General features: G+C 62.3%; 22 protein-coding genes. 4 read left to right on the forward strand and 18 right to left on the reverse strand.

Features of this window, described 5'->3' with window-relative positions; translation table 11 throughout:
* Positions 1-3 precede the first annotated feature (3 nt).
* From ACN6KF_RS05160 to pdxY, 3 genes are all read right to left on the reverse strand, one after another.
* Complete coding sequence (locus ACN6KF_RS05160; protein WP_434955805.1) at positions 4-708, reverse strand: NUDIX hydrolase; 705 nt, start codon at positions 706-708, stop codon at positions 4-6.
* Positions 701-1603 (reverse strand): PhzF family phenazine biosynthesis protein, encoded by a 903-nt coding sequence (locus tag ACN6KF_RS05165; RefSeq protein WP_434955806.1) that lies wholly within the window; start codon positions 1601-1603, stop codon positions 701-703. The genes ACN6KF_RS05160 and ACN6KF_RS05165 overlap by 8 nt, the downstream gene beginning before the upstream one ends.
* 144 nt (positions 1604-1747) lie before the next feature.
* Positions 1748-2596: a pyridoxal kinase PdxY gene (gene pdxY, locus ACN6KF_RS05170; RefSeq protein ID WP_434955807.1), complete on the reverse strand. Its 849-nt coding sequence runs from the start codon at positions 2594-2596 to the stop codon at positions 1748-1750.
* A gap of 245 nt (positions 2597-2841) precedes the next feature.
* On the opposite strand from pdxY, the gene ACN6KF_RS05175 reads away from it, so the two are divergent.
* Positions 2842-3852, forward strand: a complete 1011-nt coding sequence (locus tag ACN6KF_RS05175; protein ID WP_434959616.1) for a S1C family serine protease — start codon at positions 2842-2844, stop codon at positions 3850-3852.
* A gap of 30 nt (positions 3853-3882) precedes the next feature.
* Here the strand turns inward: ACN6KF_RS05175 and ACN6KF_RS05180 are convergent, their stop codons facing one another.
* The 7 genes from ACN6KF_RS05180 to ACN6KF_RS05210 all read right to left on the reverse strand — a co-directional run bounded on the left by ACN6KF_RS05180 (position 3883) and on the right by ACN6KF_RS05210 (position 13594).
* A complete protein-coding gene (locus tag ACN6KF_RS05180) occupies positions 3883-4779 on the reverse strand; it encodes a hypothetical protein (protein WP_434955808.1) in 897 nt (298 codons plus the stop codon).
* A gap of 433 nt (positions 4780-5212) precedes the next feature.
* The gene (locus tag ACN6KF_RS05185) at positions 5213-6049 is read right to left on the reverse strand and encodes a methyltransferase, TIGR04325 family (RefSeq protein WP_434955809.1); all 837 of its coding nucleotides are present in this window, start codon (positions 6047-6049) and stop codon (positions 5213-5215) included.
* 320 nt (positions 6050-6369) lie between these two features.
* On the reverse strand, positions 6370-7113 hold the full coding sequence (locus ACN6KF_RS05190) for an outer membrane protein (RefSeq protein WP_434955810.1): 744 nt from the start codon (positions 7111-7113) through the stop codon (positions 6370-6372).
* A gap of 434 nt (positions 7114-7547) precedes the next feature.
* Positions 7548-8342: a 5-deoxy-glucuronate isomerase gene (iolB, locus tag ACN6KF_RS05195; RefSeq protein WP_434955811.1), complete on the reverse strand. Its 795-nt coding sequence runs from the start codon at positions 8340-8342 to the stop codon at positions 7548-7550.
* A gap of 145 nt (positions 8343-8487) precedes the next feature.
* On the reverse strand, positions 8488-9378 hold the full coding sequence (gene iolE / locus ACN6KF_RS05200; RefSeq protein ID WP_434955812.1) for a myo-inosose-2 dehydratase: 891 nt from the start codon (positions 9376-9378) through the stop codon (positions 8488-8490).
* 303 nt (positions 9379-9681) lie between these two features.
* Positions 9682-11508 (reverse strand): 3D-(3,5/4)-trihydroxycyclohexane-1,2-dione acylhydrolase (decyclizing), encoded by a 1827-nt coding sequence (iolD, locus tag ACN6KF_RS05205; RefSeq protein WP_434959617.1) that lies wholly within the window; start codon positions 11506-11508, stop codon positions 9682-9684.
* Between the two features lie 166 nt (positions 11509-11674).
* Positions 11675-13594 carry a bifunctional 5-dehydro-2-deoxygluconokinase/5-dehydro-2-deoxyphosphogluconate aldolase gene (locus ACN6KF_RS05210; RefSeq protein WP_434955813.1) on the reverse strand — a complete coding sequence of 640 codons (1920 nt, stop codon included), beginning with the start codon at positions 13592-13594 and terminating at the stop codon, positions 11675-11677.
* A gap of 465 nt (positions 13595-14059) precedes the next feature.
* Here ACN6KF_RS05210 and iolG point away from each other — a divergent pair, with 465 nt between their 5' ends.
* The gene (gene iolG / locus ACN6KF_RS05215; RefSeq protein WP_434955814.1) at positions 14060-15046 is read left to right on the forward strand and encodes an inositol 2-dehydrogenase; all 987 of its coding nucleotides are present in this window, start codon (positions 14060-14062) and stop codon (positions 15044-15046) included.
* 106 nt (positions 15047-15152) lie between these two features.
* Here iolG and ACN6KF_RS05220 read toward each other — a convergent pair whose 3' ends face one another.
* Together ACN6KF_RS05220 and ACN6KF_RS05225 are read right to left on the reverse strand one after the other, a co-directional pair.
* On the reverse strand, positions 15153-15980 hold the full coding sequence (locus ACN6KF_RS05220; protein ID WP_434955815.1) for a MurR/RpiR family transcriptional regulator: 828 nt from the start codon (positions 15978-15980) through the stop codon (positions 15153-15155).
* A 180-nt stretch (positions 15981-16160) separates the two neighbouring features.
* Positions 16161-16313, reverse strand: coding sequence for a hypothetical protein (locus ACN6KF_RS05225; RefSeq protein WP_434955816.1), 153 nt, complete (start codon positions 16311-16313; stop codon positions 16161-16163).
* Between the two features lie 219 nt (positions 16314-16532).
* Between ACN6KF_RS05225 and ACN6KF_RS05230 the strand changes: the two genes are divergently transcribed.
* On the forward strand, positions 16533-17675 hold the full coding sequence (locus ACN6KF_RS05230) for a Gfo/Idh/MocA family protein (protein WP_434955817.1): 1143 nt from the start codon (positions 16533-16535) through the stop codon (positions 17673-17675).
* Positions 17676-17745: 70 nt separating this feature from the next.
* Here ACN6KF_RS05230 and ACN6KF_RS05235 read toward each other — a convergent pair whose 3' ends face one another.
* The 3 genes from ACN6KF_RS05235 to ACN6KF_RS05245 all read right to left on the reverse strand — a co-directional run bounded on the left by ACN6KF_RS05235 (position 17746) and on the right by ACN6KF_RS05245 (position 19744).
* The gene (locus ACN6KF_RS05235) at positions 17746-18225 is read right to left on the reverse strand and encodes a hypothetical protein (protein WP_434955818.1); all 480 of its coding nucleotides are present in this window, start codon (positions 18223-18225) and stop codon (positions 17746-17748) included.
* A gap of 286 nt (positions 18226-18511) precedes the next feature.
* Complete coding sequence (locus ACN6KF_RS05240) at positions 18512-19072, reverse strand: GNAT family N-acetyltransferase (protein ID WP_434955819.1); 561 nt, start codon at positions 19070-19072, stop codon at positions 18512-18514.
* A 198-nt stretch (positions 19073-19270) separates the two neighbouring features.
* Positions 19271-19744, reverse strand: a complete 474-nt coding sequence (locus ACN6KF_RS05245; protein WP_434955820.1) for a hypothetical protein — start codon at positions 19742-19744, stop codon at positions 19271-19273.
* 167 nt (positions 19745-19911) lie between these two features.
* Here ACN6KF_RS05245 and ACN6KF_RS05250 point away from each other — a divergent pair, with 167 nt between their 5' ends.
* Complete coding sequence (locus ACN6KF_RS05250) at positions 19912-20838, forward strand: PfkB family carbohydrate kinase (protein ID WP_434955821.1); 927 nt, start codon at positions 19912-19914, stop codon at positions 20836-20838.
* A 251-nt stretch (positions 20839-21089) separates the two neighbouring features.
* Here the strand turns inward: ACN6KF_RS05250 and ACN6KF_RS05255 are convergent, their stop codons facing one another.
* The 3 genes from ACN6KF_RS05255 to ACN6KF_RS05265 all read right to left on the reverse strand — a co-directional run bounded on the left by ACN6KF_RS05255 (position 21090) and on the right by ACN6KF_RS05265 (position 23798).
* Positions 21090-21437 carry a GCG_CRPN prefix-to-repeats domain-containing protein gene (locus ACN6KF_RS05255; protein WP_434955822.1) on the reverse strand — a complete coding sequence of 116 codons (348 nt, stop codon included), beginning with the start codon at positions 21435-21437 and terminating at the stop codon, positions 21090-21092.
* Between the two features lie 156 nt (positions 21438-21593).
* A complete protein-coding gene (locus ACN6KF_RS05260; protein ID WP_434955823.1) occupies positions 21594-22343 on the reverse strand; it encodes an arginyltransferase in 750 nt (249 codons plus the stop codon).
* Between the two features lie 117 nt (positions 22344-22460).
* Positions 22461-23798, reverse strand: coding sequence for a branched-chain amino acid ABC transporter permease (locus tag ACN6KF_RS05265; RefSeq protein ID WP_434955824.1), 1338 nt, complete (start codon positions 23796-23798; stop codon positions 22461-22463).
* Positions 23799-23859 lie beyond the last annotated feature (61 nt).

Here is a 23859-nt window from a genome sequence, read left to right on the forward strand (position 1 = left end):
GCATCACACTTTGAGCCGATGCGCCAGATAGGCGCATTGAAAAGCAGGCATGCGGTCGGCCCGAATGTCCGCCCGCGTGGCGACAACATGCATGCGGGAGAGTTCCGGGCGCTCCTCCCGGGCGAGAAAATGCTCGATCCTGTTCTTCAGTTCCCCCGATTGCAGGGGCGATCGCACCGATTTCATCAGGGCGATGCGCTGGCCGTGAAAAATCGCGGTCCATCCGGAAGCGATATCGACGCCAGCCGGCGAAACGCCGGTCTCCTCCTCCAGTTCCCGGGTCACGCTGCCGGCGAGATTGACGGTAGTCCCATCGAGGTCGGAGGGATCGGGCGTTCCGGCGGCGAAATAGATCGCACCGGCGTTGGAGGTGTGCTCGGCCATCTCGCCGAGCAGGAAGGCGCCATCGGCGGCCTCGAGCGCGGCCATGGCGAAACAGTTCCATCGGGCCTCGCCCGGCGTGCCGAAATCCCGCCAGGCCAGGAAGCTGGCATAGTCCGTCATCAGATAGGCGCCGCGAAACCGGCGTTCCACGATCTGCCAGCGGTGCAGCAGCAGGATCTTGCCGTTGAAGCTCGCCGGCTTCGCTTCGATCACCTTTTGCCAATGCGCTTCTATCGCTTCGGCATTCTCCTCGGCGAACTGCCAGGGCTGTTGTTCCAAGCGGCAATCGATGGCGTCGAGCGCGACGATCTCCGGCTCAGACATGCAGGTTTCCCTCGCTGACGATCACGGCGGAGCCGCCGATCGAGGCGCCGGCCAGACGCGTGCCCTTGATGATCATGGACAGGTCAATCAGGGAAGGGCGGCCCATTTCGAAGCCCTGCTCGATGCGGAAATGGCGGGTGCCGTCGGCGAGGTCGTCGAAGCGGGCAATCACGCCGGTAAGGCCGGCCACCGCGGAACCAGTCGCCGGATCCTCGGGGATGCCGTCGCCGGGCGAGAACATGCGGGCATGAAAGCTGGAGCCGGCCTCAACGGTTTGGCGGGTATAGGCATAGGCGGCGCCGAGGCCTTCCTGGCCAAAAGCCTCCGTCCACAGGCTCGTATTGATCCGGATACGCCCGATCGCTTCCAGCGAACGCACGGGAACGAAGGTGTAGGGAAAGCCGGTGCCGAACACGGTGGGATGGTGGTTTTCGAAGCCGATCTGCTGTTCGCTCAGGCCCAGCGCTTCGGCGATCAAGCTCGTGGCAGCCGGCGCCCCGCGCTCGGTCGGCAGGGCCGGTATGTCGAAGCGGGCATAGGCGCTGCCGTCCTTGAGGGAGACCGCACAGGGCACGATACCGATCTGTTCTTCCAGGCCGAAGAGGTAGTCGCCCGGCCGGCGGTCATGGTCGAGCAGCGCCAAGAGCACGGCCGTGCCCACGGTGGGATGGCCGGCAAAGGGCATTTCGAGGCCCGGCGTGAAGATGCGGATACGAGCCCGGTGGCGGCCATCATCCGGTGGCAGGACGAAGACGGTTTCCGACAGGTTGAATTCGCGGGCGATCTGCTGCATGGCCGCAGCATCCAACCCTTCGCAATCGAGCACCACCGCAAGAGGATTGCCCGCAAGGGCGCGATCGGTGAAGACGTCGAGCGTGTAGAAACGACGGGGCATGGTGGGCTCCTCGCAAGGCAAAGGGACAAAAGGACCGTTCCGGTAGAAACGAAAGCGTTTTTCAGAAAAGTCGATAGACTTTTCGATTAAGAAAGCACCTTAAAACAATGAGTTAGAGCAAAGTGCGGGAAAACGCCCTTTGCTCTATACCGCGACCACCTCGAAGCGGTGGCTCGGCGTCACGAATTCGTCCTGTGCCGCCACGGTGAGGATCTCTCGCGAACCCGCCTCGGCAGTGCGCTTGAGCAGGCCGTAGATCGAGGCGCTGGCCAGGTCCAGGGCCTGTGCCGCCGAGCCCGAGCGCTTCCAGTGCAGATTGAACAGTGCGGCGATCGCATCGCCTGCTCCGTTGATATCGAGCCCGAGGCGGGGTGTGCGGACCCGGTAGAAGCCGCTGCCATCCGATGCCAGCAGGTCGATGGCGTCATCCGGGGTGTCGTCGGTGTCGAGGGAGGTCACCAGTACGACCTTGGGACCGGTGGCCTGCAAGGCGGTGACAGCGGCCTTGGCATCGGCCAGGGTGCGGACTTCCCGCCCGGCGAGATATTCGAGCTCGAACCTGTTGGGAGTGATGACGTCGGCGGCCGGGACCGCCTGGTCGCGCATGAACTCGGGAATCCCTGGGCGCACGAAAACGCCGCGGCCGATATCGCCGATCACCGGATCGCAGCAATAGGTCGCGGCCGGGTTGGCGGCGCGGACCTTGCCGACGGCGGCGAGAATGGCGTTGCCGATGTCGGAGGAGCCCATATAGCCGGAGATCACGCCATCGCAGCGAGGCAGGACTCCACGCTCGGCCAGGCCCTCGACCAGTTCGTCCACCATGGTGCCGTCATAGACCCGGCCTTTCCAGGCGCCATAACCGGTGTGGTTGGAAAACTGCACGGTGTGGATGGCCCAGACCTCACAGCCGAGGCGCTGCATCGGGAAAACCGCCGAGGCATTGCCGACATGGCCATAGGTGACCCAGGACTGGATGGACAGGATGTTCATGATGACTCGGACAAACAAGCACTGAGCATGACACAACAGACGAAATTCAGGTCGGGCGCAACGGTTTGGCGCGAACGCCATTCATGATCATTTTTGATCGCTTCGATCAAGCGTAGCTATGCAAAGGCGAGGGGACCCGCTTTGCCGCCATGACGGCGGCGAGGGGAAGGGGACTTCCGCGAAGGCGGTGGCATTCCCATATCGGTGCTCAGTATTCATTTTCTTTGTCTTGGGTCGATACAATGTTGCTCGATATCGCACCGTCCGCCATTCTGGATGAGGACACCCATCCTCAACGGACTTCATCTCTTTCGACGCCCGAAGACGGGTTTTTGCTTGACGCTTATTCGAACGCCGTCATCGACGTTGCCGAAAAAGTCGGGCTCGCCGTCGTGAAACTCGACATCCGCAAGGGCGGTAAGCCGGCGGGGTCGGGCTCCGGCGTCATTCTTTCGCCGGACGGCCTCGTACTGACCAACAGCCACGTTGCGCAGGGCACCTCCCGGGTTTCGGTGCAGACCCAGGACGGACGCCATTTCGACGCGCGACTGATCGGCGATGATCCCGATACGGATCTGGCTCTCGTTCATATCGAGCAGCCGGTCAGCCTGCCCTCGGCGCGGCTCGGCAATTCCAGCCTGCTGCGGCGTGGGCAGGTGGCGATCGCCATCGGCAATCCGCTCGGCTTCGAGGCCACGGTGACGACCGGCGTGATCTCGGCGCTCGGGCGCTCGCTGCGCGCCAAGAGCGGGCGGTTGATCGATGACGTCATCCAGACGGATGCTGCCCTCAATCCGGGCAATTCCGGCGGGCCGCTGGTGTCCACGCTCGGCGAGGTCATCGGCATCAACACCGCGGTGATCATGGGAGCGCAGGGGATCTGCTTTGCCGTCGCGTCCAACACCGCGAGCTTCGTGATGGGGCAACTCATCAGGCATGGTCGCGTGCGCAGGGCTTCCATCGGTATCGCCGCCCAGCAGGCGTCGATTTCACGCCGTGTTCAGATGGCGGCGGGCATCGAGCAGGGCGTGGGGGTGATGATTGCCAGCGCCGAAGCCGGCGGTCCTGCGGACGGCGCCGGGCTGTTGATGGGCGATATCATCGTCGCGCTCGACGGGCGTCGTGTCGCGGCGGTGGACGATCTCATCCGCCTGCTCGGCGAAGAGCGCATCGGCAAAGCGACGCGTTTCGACGTGCTGCGCAACGGCAAGCCCCGCTCTCTCGACGTAACGCTGAGGGAGCGGCAGGGGTCGTGAGGGCAGCGGGTCGGTTGCGTCCGATCCGCGTCAGTGTCCTGAAACCTGCCTGACGACCTTGCGCACGCCTCGCAATGTCGGCGTCACCACCTGCATGACCGCGGCCTTGGCCCGGTCGGCGCCCGGGTTGGGACCTGGGCGCTGTGGCTGCATGCCGATGGCGCGCAGATAACGATTGGCTGCGCGGACGTGCCCGCGCCCGCGGCTGGCATCAGTCTCGAAGGAGAAGGCGTAGGAGATGCTGCGAACGCCGCCGGTCCGCACCCAATGGGGAGCATCCTGCGGTTGATGGAAACCGCGGCCCGGCTCCAGGTCGAAGACATGCTCCTGCTGGGGATCGCAGCCTTCGAGATCGAGCTGGCCGATGTTCACCGTGCCCCTGACATAGAAGCGTTCGAGATCACTCTCATCCACCACGTTCGGCGGAAAGACGTGATAATGCTTGGGCCCCTCGATCTGGAAGAAGTGCGTAATTTCCGGATCGAAGTGGAAGGGCGTGGTGGATGCGGCCGAGGAAATGAAGATGGCGGATTCGAGCCGGGCGATTCTCTCGTCACTTAGGCCGCCACGCAGTGCGGTGATCTTGCGGAAGAGTGTGTCCAGGAGGTCGCGGAAGCCGGAATCATGGTTCTCAAGGCGTTTCAGCAGGACGCGGGCGGGTGCATCGCTCAACTGAGCCAGGACCTCGTGCGGCCTGGCCCTATTCTGCTCGACATCGTAGAACTTCGTGCCCGGCGTCGGCGCTGACCCCGCGATGAAATAATCCTGAGGACTGTCGGCGTAGCGCTCGGCCAGGGTCGCCAGCGCATCGGGCTGGAACATCGGCAAGCGATGAAGACTGTGCTCGAAAGCCATGGGCACGCGATCATAGGCGTCGCGATAGCCGTCTGCATCGATGGTAATGAGTTCGTCGGCGGAAAAGCTCATGGCCAGGACCGTTCGTGAAGAGAGAAGATATGCACTAATTTTGAAAGTATCCTGCTCGTTACGACAGATGGTTACAAGCTGGGAAAAATGTGAATAAGCAGCAGGCTTAGTGGATAGGTACGGATATACTGAGGCTACTCCGAATTGCATGGTATGCCATATCCGAACGTAAGATAGCCCTTATTTGGTCGGTTGCGTGCGCCCACTTGACGGAGTGCTGTCTACTACTTTTGGCGACTGGACGCGGGAATGGCCTCATAAAGGTTGAGGCTTGCCGCCAGCAGTGCCCCAGTGAGGGATCTTGTTGAATCGCAGTTCGGCCCAGGCAGATTCCTCCCGATCGAGCCATGGACACGACCACGAGGAATCTACCGAGCCTCAAACATTTGCTGGATGTCTCGACGATGCCCGTTCTTGGGCAATTGCGAGAAGTTCAGCCCTGCCGCCGCAAATAAAAGCCTTCGAAATAGGTCAGTGTGCGCTCGGGATGGAACGGGATTTCGGCCTGGAGCTCGGGCACCAGCCAGCGATCCTGCAGGCGATAGCCGCGTGCCTCGAAATAGGCCAGGAACTTGGCGCGATTGAACAACCGGCACGGGATGACGGAGGATACATGGTTCTGAGCCGTCCAGGCGTCGGGCGCATCTGAGATCGGAATCTTGTTGATCAGAATGTGCTCAGGCAAGGCCGGGATCGTGTCGAGAATGCCGGGGCCATGCTCGCCGAAGGGGTCCGGCAGATATTGGATCATGCCCAGCATGAGCATGATGTCAGGGGCTGGTGCCTCTGCCAGCTCCGAGCCGAAGCTGATCATGGTGGACTCCAGCCTTGCATGCCGCTGCCGCCCACGCTCGACCATGTCGGGCATGTCGACGACATGCCAGTTCAGAGGCGGCTTCAGAAGGCCGTAGCGCTCGCACAGTTCATAGAAGATGCCGCCCGCGCCACCGAAATCGAGCACGTTGCTGCCCGGCTGGAGCAGTTTCGACAGCCACAGCATGACGGCAAATTGCGAGGTCTGGAACACGGTGGGTGCTTCGACCTCGGCGTCGCGAACCAGCAATTCGGCGAGAGCGTCGTCATGCCAGCCGACCTTGCCGATATTTGCGGAAAATCGCTCGGCTTCGGCGTAGCTGCCGAAGACGCCGTAGAACAGATCCATCCGTCCCGCCCAGACATGCCTGATGTAAAGTCCTTTCACGAAGGGAAGTTTCCCCAGCCAGGCGCCAATGGCGCTGTGCATCATGAGGGCTTTGAAGAGCTGTTTCATGGAAGTCCCGGCGGTGAGGGGGCGGCATGCTGGCGAAGCTGGGTGTCGAGTTCCGACGGCACCCCGAACGTGCCTTCATACTGTGGTCGCGCCCGATTTGCTTCATTCCGATTGGGATATGAAGATTAATTGCGTGCAATGAAAGTGGATTGCGGTCGATCAGCATGCCTGCGCTGAATAATGCGAAGGCCGATCGAGACGAGGGACAGGCGGCATAAACAGACCGTCAGAGCGCAAAGAGAAACGCGCCGGCGTGGCCGGCGCGTATCAATTCTTCCTGGTCCTCGCTATCGCTAGATAGCGAGTGGGGTAGAGGTCGATCAGAACTTGTAGGAAATACCCGCGCGGATCGTATGGGTTTTCAGATTGATCCGATCATTGTAATTTCCGGCTGCCGTTGTTGAGTAGTTGAAATAATCCTTTTTGCCGTAATCGGCATAACGATACTCGACGCGAGCGATCAGATTATCGGTGACGGCATATTCCAGGCCAGCACCCACGGTCCAGCCCACGCGGGTGCTGGAATAACGCAGCGGGCCGTCGACATTCCAGATGGGCGCGAAGTCATATTTCCCGAATGCGACGCCGCCAGTGATGTAGGGCAGGAAGCGATCGATGGCATAGCCGACCCGCAGACGAACCGAACCATCCCATTTCAGCTCTGCTCGCTGCTTATAGGTCGTGATCGGATCTGGGGCTCCATGCGAGAAGTTGAGGTTGCCTCGAGCCCTCGCGCTTCCCTTCAGGGAGTCATAATTGATGTCGCCTTCGACACCGACCACCAGATTGTTCTGGAACTGGTAATTGTAACCAGTATAGACGCCGGCCGTGAAACCGTTGGCAGTCAACTTGCCCTTGTAGTCCCACTCGCCGCTGGCGATCCAATAGTCCGAATAGTCGGACTTGCCCCAGGTATAGCCTGCCTGAACACCGCCGTAGAAGCCGGTCCAGGAATAGGGGGCTGCGACCGGAGCGATCGGTTCGACAGGCTGCGGAGCGAGATCAGCGGCGTAGACGGCCGTTGAGGAAAGCAGGATTGCCAGAGCTGCGGCAGAAATTTTCATGGCTACATGTCCTAACAACATTTTCCGAATAGTGACGTTTCTCGGACGTTGAGTCTGTAACAAGAAAGACACACCCGGTTGATTTTTATAGATACCGTGGAGATGGCGGTATATAATTGCCATTCAACGGTGGTTGCAATTAAAAATTCGGGGAGTATCTCCTAGCTTTAGGTTAAATAAAGCTCATTATTTAGAAATATTAACCTTCAATCGGTTCCAAACGACCTACGGAGACGTAGGTCTTGCTATCGATGGGGGATGGGTTTTGAGACCAAGCGGACAGGGACGCTACCTCCAAGGTATTATGTCAGTATCTTTTGTCGGTGGGCGCTTGAACGTATCGTCATCGTGAAATGACGAAAGGCCCGCAAGCCGGGCGCTTGCGGGCCTTAGAAGAACGAATAGTCGACGGGGAAGTATCGGTAGACCGAACCTCAGGCCTGGACGAGCCAGGCGTGATCAGGATCGTTGTGGAACTTCCACACGCGTTTGGGACCCGCCATGACGTTGAGATAATAGAGGTCGTAGCCGTGGGCCGCGCCGACAGGGTGATATCCCTTGGGCACGAGTACGACATCACGATCAGAAAAGGCGATCACCTCGTCGAGCGAACGGTCATCCGTGTAAACGCGCTGGACGCCATAGCCCTGGGCAGGGTTGAAGCGGTGGTAATAGGTTTCTTCCAACAGGCTTTCGGCAGGCAAATTGTCCTGGTCGTGCTTGTGAGGCGGATAGCTAGACCAATTGCCGGACGGTGTGATCACCTCCACCACCAGCAGGCTCTCGGCCGGTTCCCATTCCGGTAGGATGTTGCGGACATGGCGTGTGTTCGAGCCCTTGCCGCGTGTTTCCTGGCCGACCTGATCCGGGCCGATCACGCGGGCAGGCAGGGCGCCGGTGCCCGGTGCCGCACATATCGCGAGTTCGACCGGCGTTTCAGCCTTGACCTCATAGGACGAGCCGGCGGGGACGTAGACCGACCAGGGCGCGCCCTCGAAGGGATTGGCGCGTTCGCCCAGCACGCCGAAATCCTGGCGGCCGGCCTTGATCGAAGCCTTGCCGGCCACCAGCACGAGGCAGATTTCGGTGGCGCCGGTCTCGGCGCTTAGGCTTTCGCCCTCCGCCAGATCGTGGACTTCGAAGCCGACATAGGTCCAGCCGGCCGATTGCGGCGTGACCCGGTGGATACGGGAGCCGGACCGGCCGGGCTTGAGGAGAAGTTTCGACATCATGGCCTCCTGGCGCAAAGTGCGATTCCTGCGAACCGCACTTTGCTCTGACTCTTTGTTTCGACGCATCTTTGCTATTTGAAGTGACCCAGTGAAATCGCAAAATGCCTTAGGGCTCATTGCTGCTGGTGTATCGAAGTGGCCGTCAGGCCGCCTTCAATCCCGTCTCGCCGAGCACCTTCCGCAGATGGGCGTAGCCGGCCTTGGCGTAGGCCAGCGGATTGGCCTTCTTGGGGTCCTGCTCGGCCTCGACGATGATCCAACCGGAATAGCCCTGGAGTTCGCGGAACACGCTCGCGAAATCGATCATGCCGTCACCGGGAACCGTATAGACCCCGGCGAGCACGCTATCGAGGAAACTCCAATCCTCGGCATCGGAGTGGGCCCTGACCTCTGCGCGCACATCCTTGGTGTGGACATGGCTGATGCGGTTGCGATAGCGGCGGGCGAGATCCGCCGGATCGGAGCCGCCCCAGGTGGCGTGGCCGGTATCGAGCAGGAGGTGCACGGCCGGGCCGGTCACTGCCATGAAGGCATCGATGTCGGCCTGCGACTGCACGATGGTGCCCATGTGATGGTGATAGTCGAGCTGCAGCCCCTCGGCCTTGAGCATCTCGGCATAGGCGGTGATGCGACGGCCATATTCGGCCCAATCGGCGGACGCCATCACCGGACGCTGCGACAGCGGCCTGGCCTTGTCGCCATGGATGGCGTTGGAAGTTTCGGCAACGATGAAGACGCTGGTACCCGCAGCCTTGAGCAGGTCGATGTGGGCCCGCGCCGCCGCGAACTCGGCGTGCTCGTCCCGGGTCAGCAATTCGATCGAGTGCCAGCCACCGACGCAGGCGAGGCCGAAGGGCGCGAGTGCGGCCTTGAGCGCATTCGCCTCGCGCGGGAACTTGTTGCCGAGTTCCATGCCCTCGAAGCCGACTTCCCTGGCCTCGGCCAGGCAGGTTTCCAGCGGTGTGTCGCCACCGATCTCAGGCATGTCGTCATTCGACCAGCCGATGGGGTTGGCGCCAATACGGATAGGCATGGATAGGCTCCGGTATGTGCTGTTTCGGGGGGCGGGTCTTCTTCAGACCCGTTGTTTATCTGCAAGAGTAGGTGAAGTGATACCAAGTCGCATTAATGCTGACTCTTGACGCATCTGGCGGGATTGGTGTGCCGGGCTTCTCAGCTCCATCGAGAGATGGAGCGGGACCGGCATTTCCGCGCCAAGAATGCAGGTCTGAAGACCGGCACACCAATTACCGTCATCGCAGACCATGGGTCGATCTTTCTGCGACTTGGTATGATTTGACGAAGGCGGGCCTGAAGACCCGCCCCCAACTCAGGCTCAGTCGCCCACGCGCTGCAGCGCCTTTTGGGTCACATAGGCGGCATGGGCGGCCTCGACCTCACGACGCTGGGAAACCTCGGGCACCGCGACATCCCACCAGGTTCCGCCCGCATCGGTCGATTCGAGAGGATCGGTATCGATTACTACGACGGAGGTTCTGACATGGCCGCGCGCGGCGGTGACGGCGGCCTCCAATTCGGCCAGGCTCTTGACCTTGATGGCATGGGCACCAAGGCTGGCGGCATGCGCGGCAAAATCGATGTCCGGCAGCACGTCGTGGCGGGTGTCGCGCAGGAGGTTGTTGAAGCTTTCGCCGCCCGTCGCCCGCTGCAGGCGGTTGATGCAGCCATAGCCCCTGTTGTCGAGCACGACGATGGTCAGCTTGGCACCGGCCATGATCGAGGTGGCGATCTCCGAATTGGCCATCAGATAGGAGCCGTCACCGACCATGACGATGACCTCGCGGTCGGGCTCGGCCATCTTCACGCCCAGCCCGCCGGCGATCTCGTAGCCCATGCAGGAATAGCCATATTCCATGTGATAGCCACCGGGAGCACCGGCCTGCCAGAGCTTGTGGAGTTCGCCCGGCAGGCCACCAGCGGCGCAGACCACGACGTCGCTGGGCTTGCCGACCCGTTGCACGGCGCCGATCACCTGGGCGTCGGACGGCAGTTCGGCGTTGCTGGCGTCGGTGTAGCGGGCTGATGTCTTCAGCCATTCTTCGCGGCCGGACACCGCCTTGCCTGTCCAGTCCTCCGGCGCCTTCCAGTTGCCGAGCGCGCTCGACAGCAATTCGAGACCCACCCTGGCATCGCAGACCAGCGGCAAAGCCCGGTGCTTGGCGGCATCGAAAGGCTGGGTGTTGAGGCCAACGATGCGATGCGTGTCGGCCTTGAACAGAGACCAGGAGCCGGTGGTGAAGTCCTGCAGGCGGGTTCCCACGGCCAGAACCAGATCGGCTTCCTCGGCCACCGTATTAGCAGCGCCGGTGCCGGTCACGCCGATGGCTCCCATGCCGAGAGGATTGTCCTGCGCGATGGCGCTCTTGCCGGCCTGGGTTTCGCCGACCGGAATGCCGTGCTTTTCGGCAAAGGCGGCGAGGGTGGCTTCGGCCTGCGAATAGAGCGTGCCGCCGCCGGTGACGATCACGGGCTTGCGGGCAGCCTTCAGGGCCGCAACGGCAGCCGCCAATTCGTCCTCGTCGGGACGTGTACGCCGACTGGTCCAGATGCGCTCCTCGAAGAAGGAGGCGGGGTAGTCATAGGCCTCGGCCTGCACGTCCTGGCACAGCGCCAGAGTGACCGGACCGCAATCGGCCGGATCGGTCAGCACGGTCATGGCTCGAGCCAGGGCCGGGATGATCTGTTCGGGCCGGGTGATGCGGTCGAAATAGCGCGAGACGGGTCGGAAGGCGTCGTTCGGGGTCAGAGTGCCGTCGCCGAAATCCTCGAGTTGCTGCAGCACCGGATCGGGCCGGCGATTGGCGAAGACGTCCCCGGGCAGCAGCAGGAGCGGCAAGCGGTTGACATGGGCGACGGCCGCGGCCGTGACCAGATTGGTCGCGCCCGGTCCAATGGATGTGGTGCAGGCCATCATGCGGCGGCGGCGCATCGCCTTGGCATAGGCGGTGGCGGCATGGGCCATCGATTGTTCGTTATGGGCACGATAGGTCGGCAGGGTCTCGCGGGCCTGATAGAGAGCCTCGCCGATGCCGGCGACGTTGCCATGCCCGAAAATAGCGAAGACGCCGGCGAAAATCGGCACCGTCTCGCCATCGACGACCGTCTTTTGGGCGGTGAGAAAGCGGACCAGGGCCTGGGCCATTGTAAGACGGATGGTAGCCACGAAATCTCTCCCTGAGCGTATTGGACTCAACTATCAAAATGGTTGAGTGGCCTGCTCCGAATGCCATTTATCGAAAAGTGGAGGCCCTGCGCCGCCCCTGCCTGGGATGCCGGACCATAGCGCGCACGAACCCGCTTCGCGAGGGCTATTGGGCAGCCGCCGCCTGCCCGGAGGCGCTCTGCCAGGCCTGAACCAGCCGGGCGAAGCGCGATGCCATGGCATCGACGGCGTCTTCATCGCTGAGGGCGCCGCGCAGCCAGGCCCTGGCCGGTTCGTTGAAGATGGTGCGTCCGACGGCAAAACCCTTGACCATGGGCTGGCTCGCCGCCACCGCGAAGGCGGCTTCGAGATCCTCCTCAGGCGCTTCCAGGCCGAGCAGCACGATGCCGCGGCAAAGCGGATCGTTGCGTTCGATCACCTCAGCGACGGCACGCCAGGCCGCGGCGGTCTTCAGCGGCTCCAGCTTCCACCAGTCCGGCTTGATGCCGAGATCATAAAGGCGTTGCACCACGCTCGACACGGTGTCGTCCTCGAGCGGACCATGCTTGCCGGCGATGATCTCGATCAGCAATTCGCGTCCCACCGTGCGCGCCGCCGCGTGAAGACGCAGCAATTGGCGTTCCTGCTGCTCCCTGAGGGCAGCGGGGTCGCTCGGATGATAGAAGCAAAGGCATTTGATCGTGTGTCCGACCGGCCATTCGATCAGGCTGGTGCCGACGTCTGGGCCGCCTTCGAACTCCAGCGGCCGGGAGCCTGGAAGTTCAACCGGCCGACCGATCCAGAAGGGATGGTCAGCGGCACGGAACAAGGCTTCGCGGCCATAGATGCCGTCGATCAGCATGCCGTAACCAGGTCGCCCGGCTGCGATCCTGGCGGCGGCCTTGACCGCCAGGGCCTTGAAGACGGAGATGCGCTCCCGCGATACGCCGATTTCGTCCGCCATCGCCTCCATCTGGGCGCGGTGGTCGACGGCGAGCGCCATCAACCCTTCGGGGGCTGGGCGGCGGGTGGTGGCCCAATGAATGTGGTTGATGGCAGCATCCTTGCGCAGGGCGCGCTCCTTGCTGCCATGGTCGAGGAAATAGCTCAGCTCGGTGAAAGTCGGAATTTCCGGCGAGCAAAGCAGACGGGAAACCGCGAACGCACCGCTGGCATTGGCATAGGCGCAGGCGGTTTCGAGCGGCTCGCCGCGCAACCACCCGCGCAGGAAACCCGAGAGGAAGGCATCGCCCGCGCCTAGGACATTATAGACCTCGACCGGAAAGCCCGGTCCACGGATACCGTCGTCGAGACTTGCCGGGATGGCGCCTGGAAAGACGACGCAGCCCATCGGCCCGCGCTTGCAGACGATGGTGCCGGCGGAGATGGCCCGGATGCGCCGCAACGTTTCGAGCGTGTCCTCCGAACCGCCGGCAATGGCGAGTTCCTCTTCCGTGCCGACGATCAGGTCGCAGTCGGGCAGGATGGTCTGCAGATGCGCGGTGACGTGATCGGCTTTGATGTAGCGCTCCTCGCCGGCGCCGTGGCCGGCGAGGCCCCAGAGGTTGGGCCGATAGTCGACATCGAACACCACCTTGCGGCCATGCTTCTTGGCAAGGCGTATGGCCTTGCGCTGGGCGGCGTCGGTGTTGGGCTTGGAAAAATGCGTGCCGGTGACGACGATGGCCGCAGCCGAGGCGATCAGCGTCTCGTCGATGTCGCTTTCGTCGAGCGCCATGTCGGCGCAGTTGTCCCGATAGAAGATGAGGGGAAATTGCTTCTCGTCGCGCACGCCGAGAATCACCAGGGCGGTGAGGCGGGCGGGATCGGTATGGATCCCTTCGATGGCAACACCCTCGCGCTGCATCTGCTCGCGGATGAAGCGGCCCATGGCTTCGTCGCCGACCCGGGTGATCAGGCCGGATTTCAGGCCCAGGCGGGCGGTGCCGATGGCGATATTGGCGGGGCAGCCCCCTACAGCCTTGGTGAAGGAGGACATGTCCTCCAGCCTACCGCCGACCTGCTGGCCATAAAGATCCACCGAAGCGCGGCCGATCGTGATGACATCGAGTGCGGGCGTGCTCATCCTTGACCTCCAGACAGGCAGGCCACCTGATCCCTCGGTCCCGGCTGCAAAGTTGCAACCGCGTCGGGCAGGAACGGCCGGCGCATAACGCTTCCTCTTGGCGACGCCATGGCGAGCCGCCGCCTTGTTTTTGTCGCCGCGCTCGGTGGGCGTTGCGGCGATTGCCGCGCCCTTCGGTCGGCGCTTCAAAAATGAAACATATATTCTATTGTGTTGTCAATATAGAATAAAAATGCCATATTTTGGAACGAAGCAGGCGTTGCCACCGCCTCCGCATGAAAGATTGCGATTCGAGGGCGTGGCGCGATTGCCCCAGCAGAATTTCACGGCACTGCCCATGAATGAGCAATATCGGGAAATTCCGCAAGCGTTTGGAATTCTGCAGATTCCTCAGGAATCTGCGTGTGATTATCGTACAGCAAAGAGGCCCGGTCCTCGGGTCAAATCGACAGATTGGGGAGAGAAATGGTTCGTCTCGCAGTTCTCGGCGCCGGCCGCATCGGCAAGATCCATGGCCGCAACGCGGCGTTGCACCCGCAGGCCAGGCTGATTTCGGTTTCCGATCCGCATCAACCCTCCGCCGAGGCGCTTGCAGCCGAGACCGGCGCACGTGTCAGCACGATCGACGAGGCTATCGCGGCCGACGACGTCGACGCGGTGCTGATCTGCACGCCGACCAGTACGCATGCCGATTTGATCGAACGCGCGGTGCAGGCGGGCAAGGCGGTGTTCTGCGAGAAGCCGGTCGATCTGTCTTCCGACAGGATCCGCCGCTGCCTCGCCGAGGTCGGCAAGGCCGGCAAGCCGCTGATGATCGGCTTCAACCGCCGATTCGACCCCAATTTCGCAACGCTCAAGCAGCGTATCGTCGACGGATCGGTCGGGGAGGTGGAACTGGTCACCATCATCTCGCGCGACCCGGCGCCGCCGCCTGTCTCTTATATCGAGAGCTCGGGCGGTCTCTTCCGCGACATGATGATCCATGACCTCGATTTGGCCCGCTTCCTGCTGGCCGAGGAGCCGGTCGAGGTGCATGCGGTCGCCTCCGCGCTCGTCGATCCGGCGATCGGGAGGGCGGGTGACGTCGACACTGCCGCCGTGCTGCTGAAGACGGCTTCGGGCAAGATCGCCCAGATCTCGAATTCGCGACGCGCGACCTATGGTTATGACCAACGCATCGAGGTGCACGGTTCCAAGGGGTTGATTCGTGCCCACAACGTGCCGAAGACCACCGTGGAAGTGGCGACGGGAGCCGGCTTCCTCGCCGATCCCGTGCAGGACTTCTTCCTGGAACGCTATGCCGAGGCCTACCGCCTGGAGATGACGGCCTTCGTCGATGCCATCCTGGCGGGCAAGGTTCCCAACCCCTCGGGCGAGGACGGGCTGAAGGCCCAGATCCTGGCGGATGCCGCCACGCAGGCCGCCCAGACGGGCAATGCGGTAAAGCTGTAGGGCAGGCGCGGGAGATACGGCGTGTCGATCCCCTCAGTTCCATCGAAAGATGGAGCGGGATCGACACTCCAAGTGCTGGCCTCGGCCGCGCTCGCAGTTTGCCCCCTCAGTCGCGTCCCTTGTGTTCGGCCGTGCCGACGGCAAGCGTCATGGCCAGGGCGAATGTCGCCGCCAGCGAACGGAAGGCACCATGATCGGCCTCTTCCACATCCAGGCGAACGCGCGCGAGGCGTGCGAGAGGGCTCGCCGGGCTGTCGGTAATGGCCAGGATGGCATTGCCGCGCTGATGCGCGATGCCGGCCAGTTCGATGGTATCGGGCGAGTAGGGGTTGTAGGAAATCGCCAGCACCACGTCCCTGGGGCCGGCCAGCGAAATCTGTTCCTTGCCGAGCTGGCCGACATGGTCGACCAGCGCACAACGCTGGCCGAGATTGCCAAAGGCATAGGCGAGATAGGCGGCGACCGAGAAAAGCCGGCGGGCCGCGACCAGATGGATGATGTCGGCACCGGCAAGCAATTCGATGGCTGCGTCGATCTTTTCGGGATCGGCGGACGCACGCAGGCGTTCGATCGAAAGCGTGGCGGCATCGGCAAAGCCGTTGAGCAGCGGTGCCGAAAGCGAGCCTTCGTTCGGCTCGGCCCGCAGCAAGGCCACTCTCTGTCGATAATCGGGAAAACGCTGCTTCAGGCGGGTGAGAAAGACCTGCTGCAGGTCGGAAAAACCGGAATAGCCCAGCGTCTTGGCAAAGCGAACCAGGGTGGAAGCCTGCACACCGGCATTTTCGGCGATCGCGGCGGCCGTGCCGAGCGCAATCTCGTCGGGATGGTCGTTGGCAAAATGAGCCACTTGCCTCAGGCGTTTGGGCAATTGGTCGATCCGGTCGGCGAGGCGCGCGGAAAAGTCGGCAAAGTCGCGCGTCTCGTCCTCAGCCATGGTCCTATCCCGTTCCAGAAGCGGGGCAGAGTTCTCGCTGCCCTCCCTATCATTGACGCCGCTGGCGGTGATGCCACGCGACTGCGATGCCGGATCGTGCCGCAAAAGCGCGCCCCAGGGAAGGTTAGTGCAACTGGAAAGGCTGCGAAACCCGTTTCGCAATCGGGGGTGTGGATCAGCTCAGTGTCGGCGCGTGAGCGGATCGACACTGTCGGTTGTCGGTTTTTCCTCATCCCGGTCGCGTGGTGCGTCGGAGGAGGGCGGCGGCAGATGCCGGGCCGGGTCGTCGGTGAAGCGGGCAATCAAGGCCGCGATGATGCCAGTAAACAGCATGGCAGTTGTCCCCTTGGCTGCGACGGCGAACGGCGCGAGCCAGTATGGATATCCTTTCTTCCTCCGAGAGGCCGCACGAGCGCTCCCGGTGAGTCGAATCGATCTATGCCGATTTTGATGCACTGCAACATACAGCAGATCTGTGCTGCGATGCACAATGAAATGGAATGACGGCCATACCATGGCGGTATGGCGGATGAACGCGAATGGAGGCAGGTGATGGACGCGTTGGCCAAATCGGACGGCAGGGGGCTTGGAATCGGCCTGATCGGCACGGGCTATATGGGCAAATGTCACGCCCTAGCCTGGAATGCGGTGGCTTCGACCTTCGGCGATCTCGCCCGGCCCCGCTTGCTCGCACTTGCCGAGGCTTCGGCCGATCTCGCCCACGCCAAGGCGGAGGAACTCGGCTTTGCGGCCTCGACAGGCGATTGGCGTGAACTCCTGGCCGACCCGCAGATCGACGTGATCTCCATAACCACGCCGAACCGCTTCCATGCCGAGATGGCAATCGCTGCGCTGGAGGCGGGCAAGCATGTCTGGTGCGAAAAGCCGATGGCGACCGCTTTTGCCGACGCGCAGGCGATGCACGCCGCCTGGCGCCGCAGCGGCAAGGTCGCGGTGCTGGGCTATAATTATATACAGAACCCCGCCATGCGGCTGATCCGCAAGCTGATCGGCGAGGGCGCGATCGGCGTCGTCAACCACGTCCGCCTGGAGATGGACGAGGATTTCATGGCCGACCGGCAAACCCCCTTCGCGACCCGCAACGAGGCCAGCGCCGGGTACGGGGCTCTCGACGACTTTGCCGTGCATCCCCTCAGCCTGCTGCGTTTCGTCCTTGGCGGGGTCGCCGAAGTGTTCGGGGAGATGGCCAGGCCCTATGCGGACCGCCCGCATCCAGACGGTGGCAGGCGGGCCATCGAGAATTATGATATCGCCACGGCCCTGCTGCGTCTCGAGGGTGGCGCCTCGGGTGTGCTCACCGTCAACCGCGCGGCCTGGGGGCGCAAGGGGCGGATCCAGCTGCAGGTCTTCGGTGATGCCGGGGCCGTCGTGTTCGATCAGGAGCGTTTTAACGAGGTGCAACTCTTTCGCCGTGAGGGGGCCGAGGAAACCCAAGGGTTCCGGACCATCCTCAGTGCGCCCGTGCACAGACCCTATGATCGCTTCATTCCGGCGCCAGGCCATGGGCTCGGCTTCAATGATCTGAAAGTGATCGAGTGCCGTGAACTGATTGCCCGCATCCAGGGCAAGGAGGCGTCGGTTTTCGATTTCGATGATGGCCTTGCCATTGAACGCACTGTCCATGCCATCGCGGAGAGCTTTACAAAGGGAAGCTGGGTCAAGGTCGGAGGTTGATTGTTTTGCCCTTATCGCAAAATAAAACGGCCGCGGAGGGTATCCGCGGCCGCATGAAAAAGGAAGGAGATCAGCCCTTCAGCTTCTTGTTGCATTCGCTGTAATAGCCACCGCCCTTCTGAATCCATTTCAAGCCGCCATTGCCATTGCTGGTCTTGTTGGCGTTGTACTGGTCGAGGCAAGTGTGCATGCGCTGCTTGCCGGCAGATTCCTTGGCATATTTCGGATCGATGGCCGACGGAAACACCGCGTTGCCCGATGCTGCGGCGGTCGGAGCCGGCTTGGCGGCTGGAGCCGGTTTGGCAGCCGTTGTCGTGGCCGGGGCCGGGGCCGCAGGTGCTGCCGGCGCCGTGGCAGCCGGCGTCGCTTCCGTGCCGCATTGTGCCTTGCGGAAATCGTTCCAGCTCGCGCCATTGAGCGTGTTGCCAGTTTTGGCGGCCTGATATTTGTCGCTGCACTCCTTCATGGTGAGCGCCTGAGCCGGCGCAGCAAGAGCGACCGCGCTAGCGATCAGTAGTCCGGTACCAATGATGGCGGAACGAAGCATCATTCTAACTCCCTCATTTTCGGCGGATATTGCCCGCCGCCGACTCTGGATAAGCCTCAGCCGGAATGCCTATTTTTGTGATCAGGAATGCGGCGAAGGTACGGCACACCCTGGTGATAGACCGAGTCTGCCAAAGAAAAAAGCGGAACCTTCATCAGCTCGGATCAGTTTCCACTTCGGCGAAAGCTTGCCGACGCTCTGCGCCCGCAAGCTTTCCCGATCGAATCTCAGTCAAGGCCTTGCTGTCCCTAACGTCATCGAGCCGATCAAGCCATGGTTCCACATTGCTTCATGGCGAGGGAGCGATGACTCTACGCCGGCGAAAGATCGCGACCGGAGAACCCAGATGAATGGACTGGCGCAGATAATCATAACCGCATTTGAGGGCGACCCGCTGGGAGTGGATATTGTCGGGGCTTGTCATGCAATTGGTATGCGGCAGGTCGATATGACCGTCGAACCAGTTCAGCACGGCCTTGGCCGCCTCGGTGGCATAGCCCTTGCCATGGGCTGCTCCAATCAGGGAGTAGCCGAGTTCCGGCGTACCTGAAAATTCCGGTTCGATGTCGCGTTCGAAATTATGAATGCCGACTTCGCCGAGGAAACGGCCGTCGGCCTTATCGGTCACGATCCAGAAGCCGAACCCCATCCAGAGCCAATGGCCGGCATAGCGCAGCATCCGAGTCCAGACTTCCTCGCGCGGATAGGGGGACTTACGCACATAGCGAAGCACCGCGGGCTCTGCCCACATAGCCGTGACGCTCTCCAGATCGCCGGGTCGGTGCGCCCGAAGAATCAGGCGCGACGTTTCGATGGTGGGAGCGACGGTGAACGCCGACAGAAGGGGCATAGGTGAACTTTCCTCGATCTCATCCGTGCGATCGGTCGTATTGATAGGTGCAAAATGCGTGTTGGTTCCCTTCGACAATTCGGAGGGCGGTTGGTTAGTCAGGTAGGCGATAGTCCTAGCTCCTGGGTTTGGGCTGTTGCGAAAAGGCCCACATGATAGCCATGCGCTCGCATCGCTATAGGGCCGGTCTGGCGCATGTTATGTTGCACCGCAACAAACGGTGAATTCGAGAAAATGACGATGATTGCTGCCAGCGTCCTTGCCGATCTGCGCATCCGCTGTCAGGCGTACCGGGCCTATCAAAAGCGCCTGGAGGCCTGTCGGATGCGGACCCGAAAGGATCTTGCCGAAATCGGTTTCAGTCGCAGCGACATTGCGGATCTGGCCGGTCGCGGTTGATCTGACCCGGCGATTGAATGCCCTATTCGAGCCATCCGACCGCCCGACAAGCCCGGCCGCGTTTGCATGGACCGGGCTTTTCATTGCCTCTTGAGGAGCGCAAGCGACCAAGTCCGCCGGTAATTTATTACAGCATTGCAAGGCGAGCGCTTTTGTCCATAGCTGCAACATGCGCTCTTCCTCGATCCCCGAACGTTGGTCTGACAACACCAGCACGAGCGTGACGCGAGTGTTATATCGGTAGGGAAACTGACGTTTGGTAAGACTTGCCAACCCGATCCGATCATGGTTGGCGCTGCCCGCAAGGCCCTTCGGGAGAGCCGATCACCATATTGTTTTGTCTGACAAACTGGCCTTATATCACCGCGAGGAAACATCCTGAAAGGACCCGCGGGCGGAACGCCCCGGGCGGCGAAGACAAGGCTATCATGCAAGAGCCGATGAGAACGAGGGGGCCTGTCATCTGTGTCGGCACCACAACGGTGGATCAAGTGCTGGAGATCGACGAAATGCCACGGCAGGCGATCAAGGTCACGGCCCGGCACCATTTCAAGCGGGGCGGGGGGCCGGCAGCGACGGCGGCTGTGGCTTGTGCCCGTCTCCTGCAGCCGGTTGAATTGTGGAGCCGCCTGGGCAGCGATGCCGAGGCGTCCTTCCTATGCGAGCGCCTGCGCCATCACGGTGTTGGGATCGATGGCGTGAAATGCAGTGGGGAGATGGATACGATCACTGCCGTAGTGATCGTCGATCGCCAGGGCGAACGTTTCATCGTTGGGCATGATCATACCGATCTGCCGGCCTCGCCGGCCCATCTGCCGTTGCAGGAGATCGCCAAGGCCGGCGCGGTGCTGGCCGACATCAATTGGCACGAAGCCTCTCTTGCCGTGCTGAATGCGGCCGCTGCGGCCGAAGTCCCGTCGGTGCTCGACGCGGAGGTCACCGATCCGGCGGTGCTGTTCGACCTGGCGCGACGGGCAAGTCTCCCGGTGTTCTCCGAGGATGGATTTGCGCTTGCCAGCGCCGGAGCGCAGCCGGATACGGATGGCTGTGAAGCGCTGTCGCGGCGCCTCGGCGGCATGTTCGGCCTTACATTGGGTGCACGAGGCTCACTGTGGTGGGTCGATGGCGCTTTGACCCTCGTGCCCGCCTTGCCGGTGAGCGTGCTGGATACTACCGGTGCGGGAGACGTGTTTCACGGCGCCCTGGCGGCCGGGCTGGCGGAAGGGCGGTCGGTGATCGACGCCGCCCGCTTTGCCAGCGCTGCCGCGAGCCTCAAATGCGAACTCGGCAATGGCTGGGACGGCATGCCCGAAAGGCGAGCCGTCGAGGAAGCGGCGGCCCGACTGGACCCGCTTCGCGTCTCCTGAGGCGCGGCGCCCCTGCCAAAAAGCCTATCATCGTACTCTCCGGCGCGACGCAGTTTTGCATGTGACGCGGGAACGATTGAAATGCAAAACGGTGCCGTCAGGCGCCTGCATGTGTCTTGCTTTCGCAAGGCGGGCGTTTGCCTGGGGCACCGTTTTTACGCGTGAGCCAGTTACGCAGGACACCGGTGGCTCAACCGGATGAGGAGGGCAGGTTCGATCCAGCCGCCCGCCTCATGGCTTGCTTTGTCGGATCAGTAGTCGCGCCACTGACCGCGGCCATAATAGGGGCGTTCCCAGCCGCCACGGCGGCCGCGACCCCAGTCGTCACCCCACCCTCTGCGGGGGCCGTGACCCCAGCCGTAGCCACCGCCGTAGCCATAGCCACCGCCATAGCCGTAATAGGGGCGGCGAACCGGGACGCAGCGGCCCCAGCGATTGGGCTGCCAGCCAGGGCCACAGCCCCAGCGGACATCCTGGACCAGCGGCGAGGCGCCCGGCGTCGTGGGAGCAACGTTCATGGCGGAGGACGAGCCGACACTGGCCATCAGGCCCGTCAGCGCGAAGGAGGCCGCAATCATGGTCTTGCCGAGAAGATTCATCGGTTACCTCATTGAGGGATCCCGAGTTCTTGGGAACTCGAGGAGCAATGAAGACACGATGCCATTTCCTGCCTGAACGCGGCGCGAACGCCCTGGTCATCTGGCGTTCAGAAACATGATGGCGGGATGACGGGCCGTGCCCGGCCGATCCGACGCCTATTTCTCGACGCGATCCCAACCATTGGGACCGAGCCGCTCCTGGGGCAGGAAGCGGCCCTTATAGGCCATCTTGCGTGATCCCTCGACCCAATAGCCCAGATAGAGATAGGGCAGTCCCATCGCCTGTGTGCGGGCGATATGGTCCAGTATCATGAAAGTGCCGACGCTGCGCCCCGCCATGGCGGGTTCGTAGAACGAGTAGACCATGGACAGGCCGTCGGCGAGCACATCGGTGAGGGAAACCCCGATCAACGGACCCTCGCCCTGACGGTTCAACGGCAGGCCGGCGCCGGACAGCCGGTACTCCACCAATTGAGTGTTCACATGGGTATCCTCGACCATCATGGCATAGTCGAGCACCGTCATGTCAGCCATGCCGCCATCGGCGTGGCGCTGGTCGAGATAGGCCCTGAAGGTGGAATATTGTTCCGATGTCGGCGTGGCGCTGCGCATCTGCGAGGTGACGTCGCGATTGTCGGCCTGCACGCGGCGGAAAGATTTCGTCCTGACGAAATCGGCAACCGGTACGCGCACCGAAACACAAGCCTTGCAATTCTCGCAGGCCGGCCGATAGGCGATGGTTTGCGAACGGCGGAAACCGCCATGGCTGAGCACGTCATTGAGGCGCGCGGCCCGTTCACCGATCAAGTGGGTGAACACTTTGCGCTCCTGTTTGCCCCTCAGATAGGGGCAGGGCGATGGTGCGGTCAGATAGAATTGCGGTGAGTCGCGTATTTCAATGCTCAACGCCATTCTCCATGCATGAAGGCGAAAGTTACCACCGGGCGCTGCGTCTCGCCAGAGTCCCCCTGCCTGGCGACATCAAATTATCGCGCTGAAGGCCGTTTTTGAAGCCGCCGCCTCTCATACCTGCCGGGGCGTGGTGTCAGCAAAGCCGAACAGCCCGCCCGGGCGGAAGATCAGCATGAGAACGAGAAAGATCATCACGGCCACGTCGCGGTGCTCAATCGGAAAATAGGCCTGCCAGATGACCTCGAACAGGCCGAGCACGAGGCCACCGAGCAAGGCTCCTTCGATGGAGCCGATACCCCCGATGACGGCTGCGACCAGGCCTTTCAGGCCGATCATGGCCCCGCCATAAGCGTCGGCCCCGCCATAATAGACGGTCATGATGAAACCGGCGAAGCCGGCCAGCGCCGAAGCGAGGCCGAAGGTCAGTGCCAGCATGCCTCGGCTCGAAATCCCGACGAGGTTGGCCATGAGCGCATCGTCCGATATGGCCCGCCAGCGCCGGCCGAGTTCGCTGCGGCGCATCAGCATGACGACGGCGATGGCGACGATGGCGGCCGCCGCGCCGATCGACATCTGCATAACCGTGATGTGGGCGACGAAATTACCCGACCGCACCACGGGCAGATAGGGGCTGGTGATCGGCGGCGCCCAGCGATCGTTGGGCCCCTGGGCGACACGCATCGCCTCGCGCATCACCGAGGCCACTGCCACCGTAGCGATCAGGATGGTCTGGCCGCGCCGGAAGGCGAGGGGAGCGAAGACCAGTTTCTCGACCATGTGGCCGGCCAGAACCACCAGCCCGACGGCGGCTGCGAACACGATGATGAGGTCCAAGGCCGGCGAGCGGGAGCCCAGCGCCAGCATGATCAGCATGATCGAGACGCTCATCACGCCGCCGAGCGTGGCAAAATCGCCGAAGGCCAGGTTGATGCGCTGGACCAGGCCGAACACGAGGGCATAGGCGACGGCGATCAGCATGGTCATCGCCGTGGTCGGCACGCCATTGCCAAGACTCTGCACCAGAAAGGCGACACTGCGGGGAACCTCGGGGACGTCGGCTATGGTTTCGCCGGCGCCGGGATCGGCGAGGACAGCCTCGGGCCGCTCGAGCCAATAGCGTTTGAGGAGGTGGAGCCTCCAGGGAGGAAAGGACCTGCCATCCGCAGCCAGGGCACTCAGCTCGATGAACCGATTATCCTGCGAGCTCAACCCGAAGGCGCAAAGCACGGTATGATCGGTGGTGCGCCCGTCCTGCAAAGCCCGATAGTCGATGCGCATCTTGAACGGTGCGGAAGCCGGGGCGATGGCAGTGACCGTGAACTCATCGGCCTCGAGCGTCACGGCAGGCAATGTCTGCCGGCAGATGCGAACTTCCTGCGGGTCGAGGCTGTCACGGCAGGAAGCCAGGCATAAAGTGACGAGAACCAGGGCGATGACACGATGGATCAATGGTGCCGCCTGAATCTTCGCGCCAGATCGGTTGACCCGAGTTTTGATATCGGCGCTGTCT

This window comes from Labrys methylaminiphilus subsp. lupini, assembly GCF_051161885.1.
Lineage (GTDB): Bacteria > Pseudomonadota > Alphaproteobacteria > Rhizobiales > Labraceae > Labrys.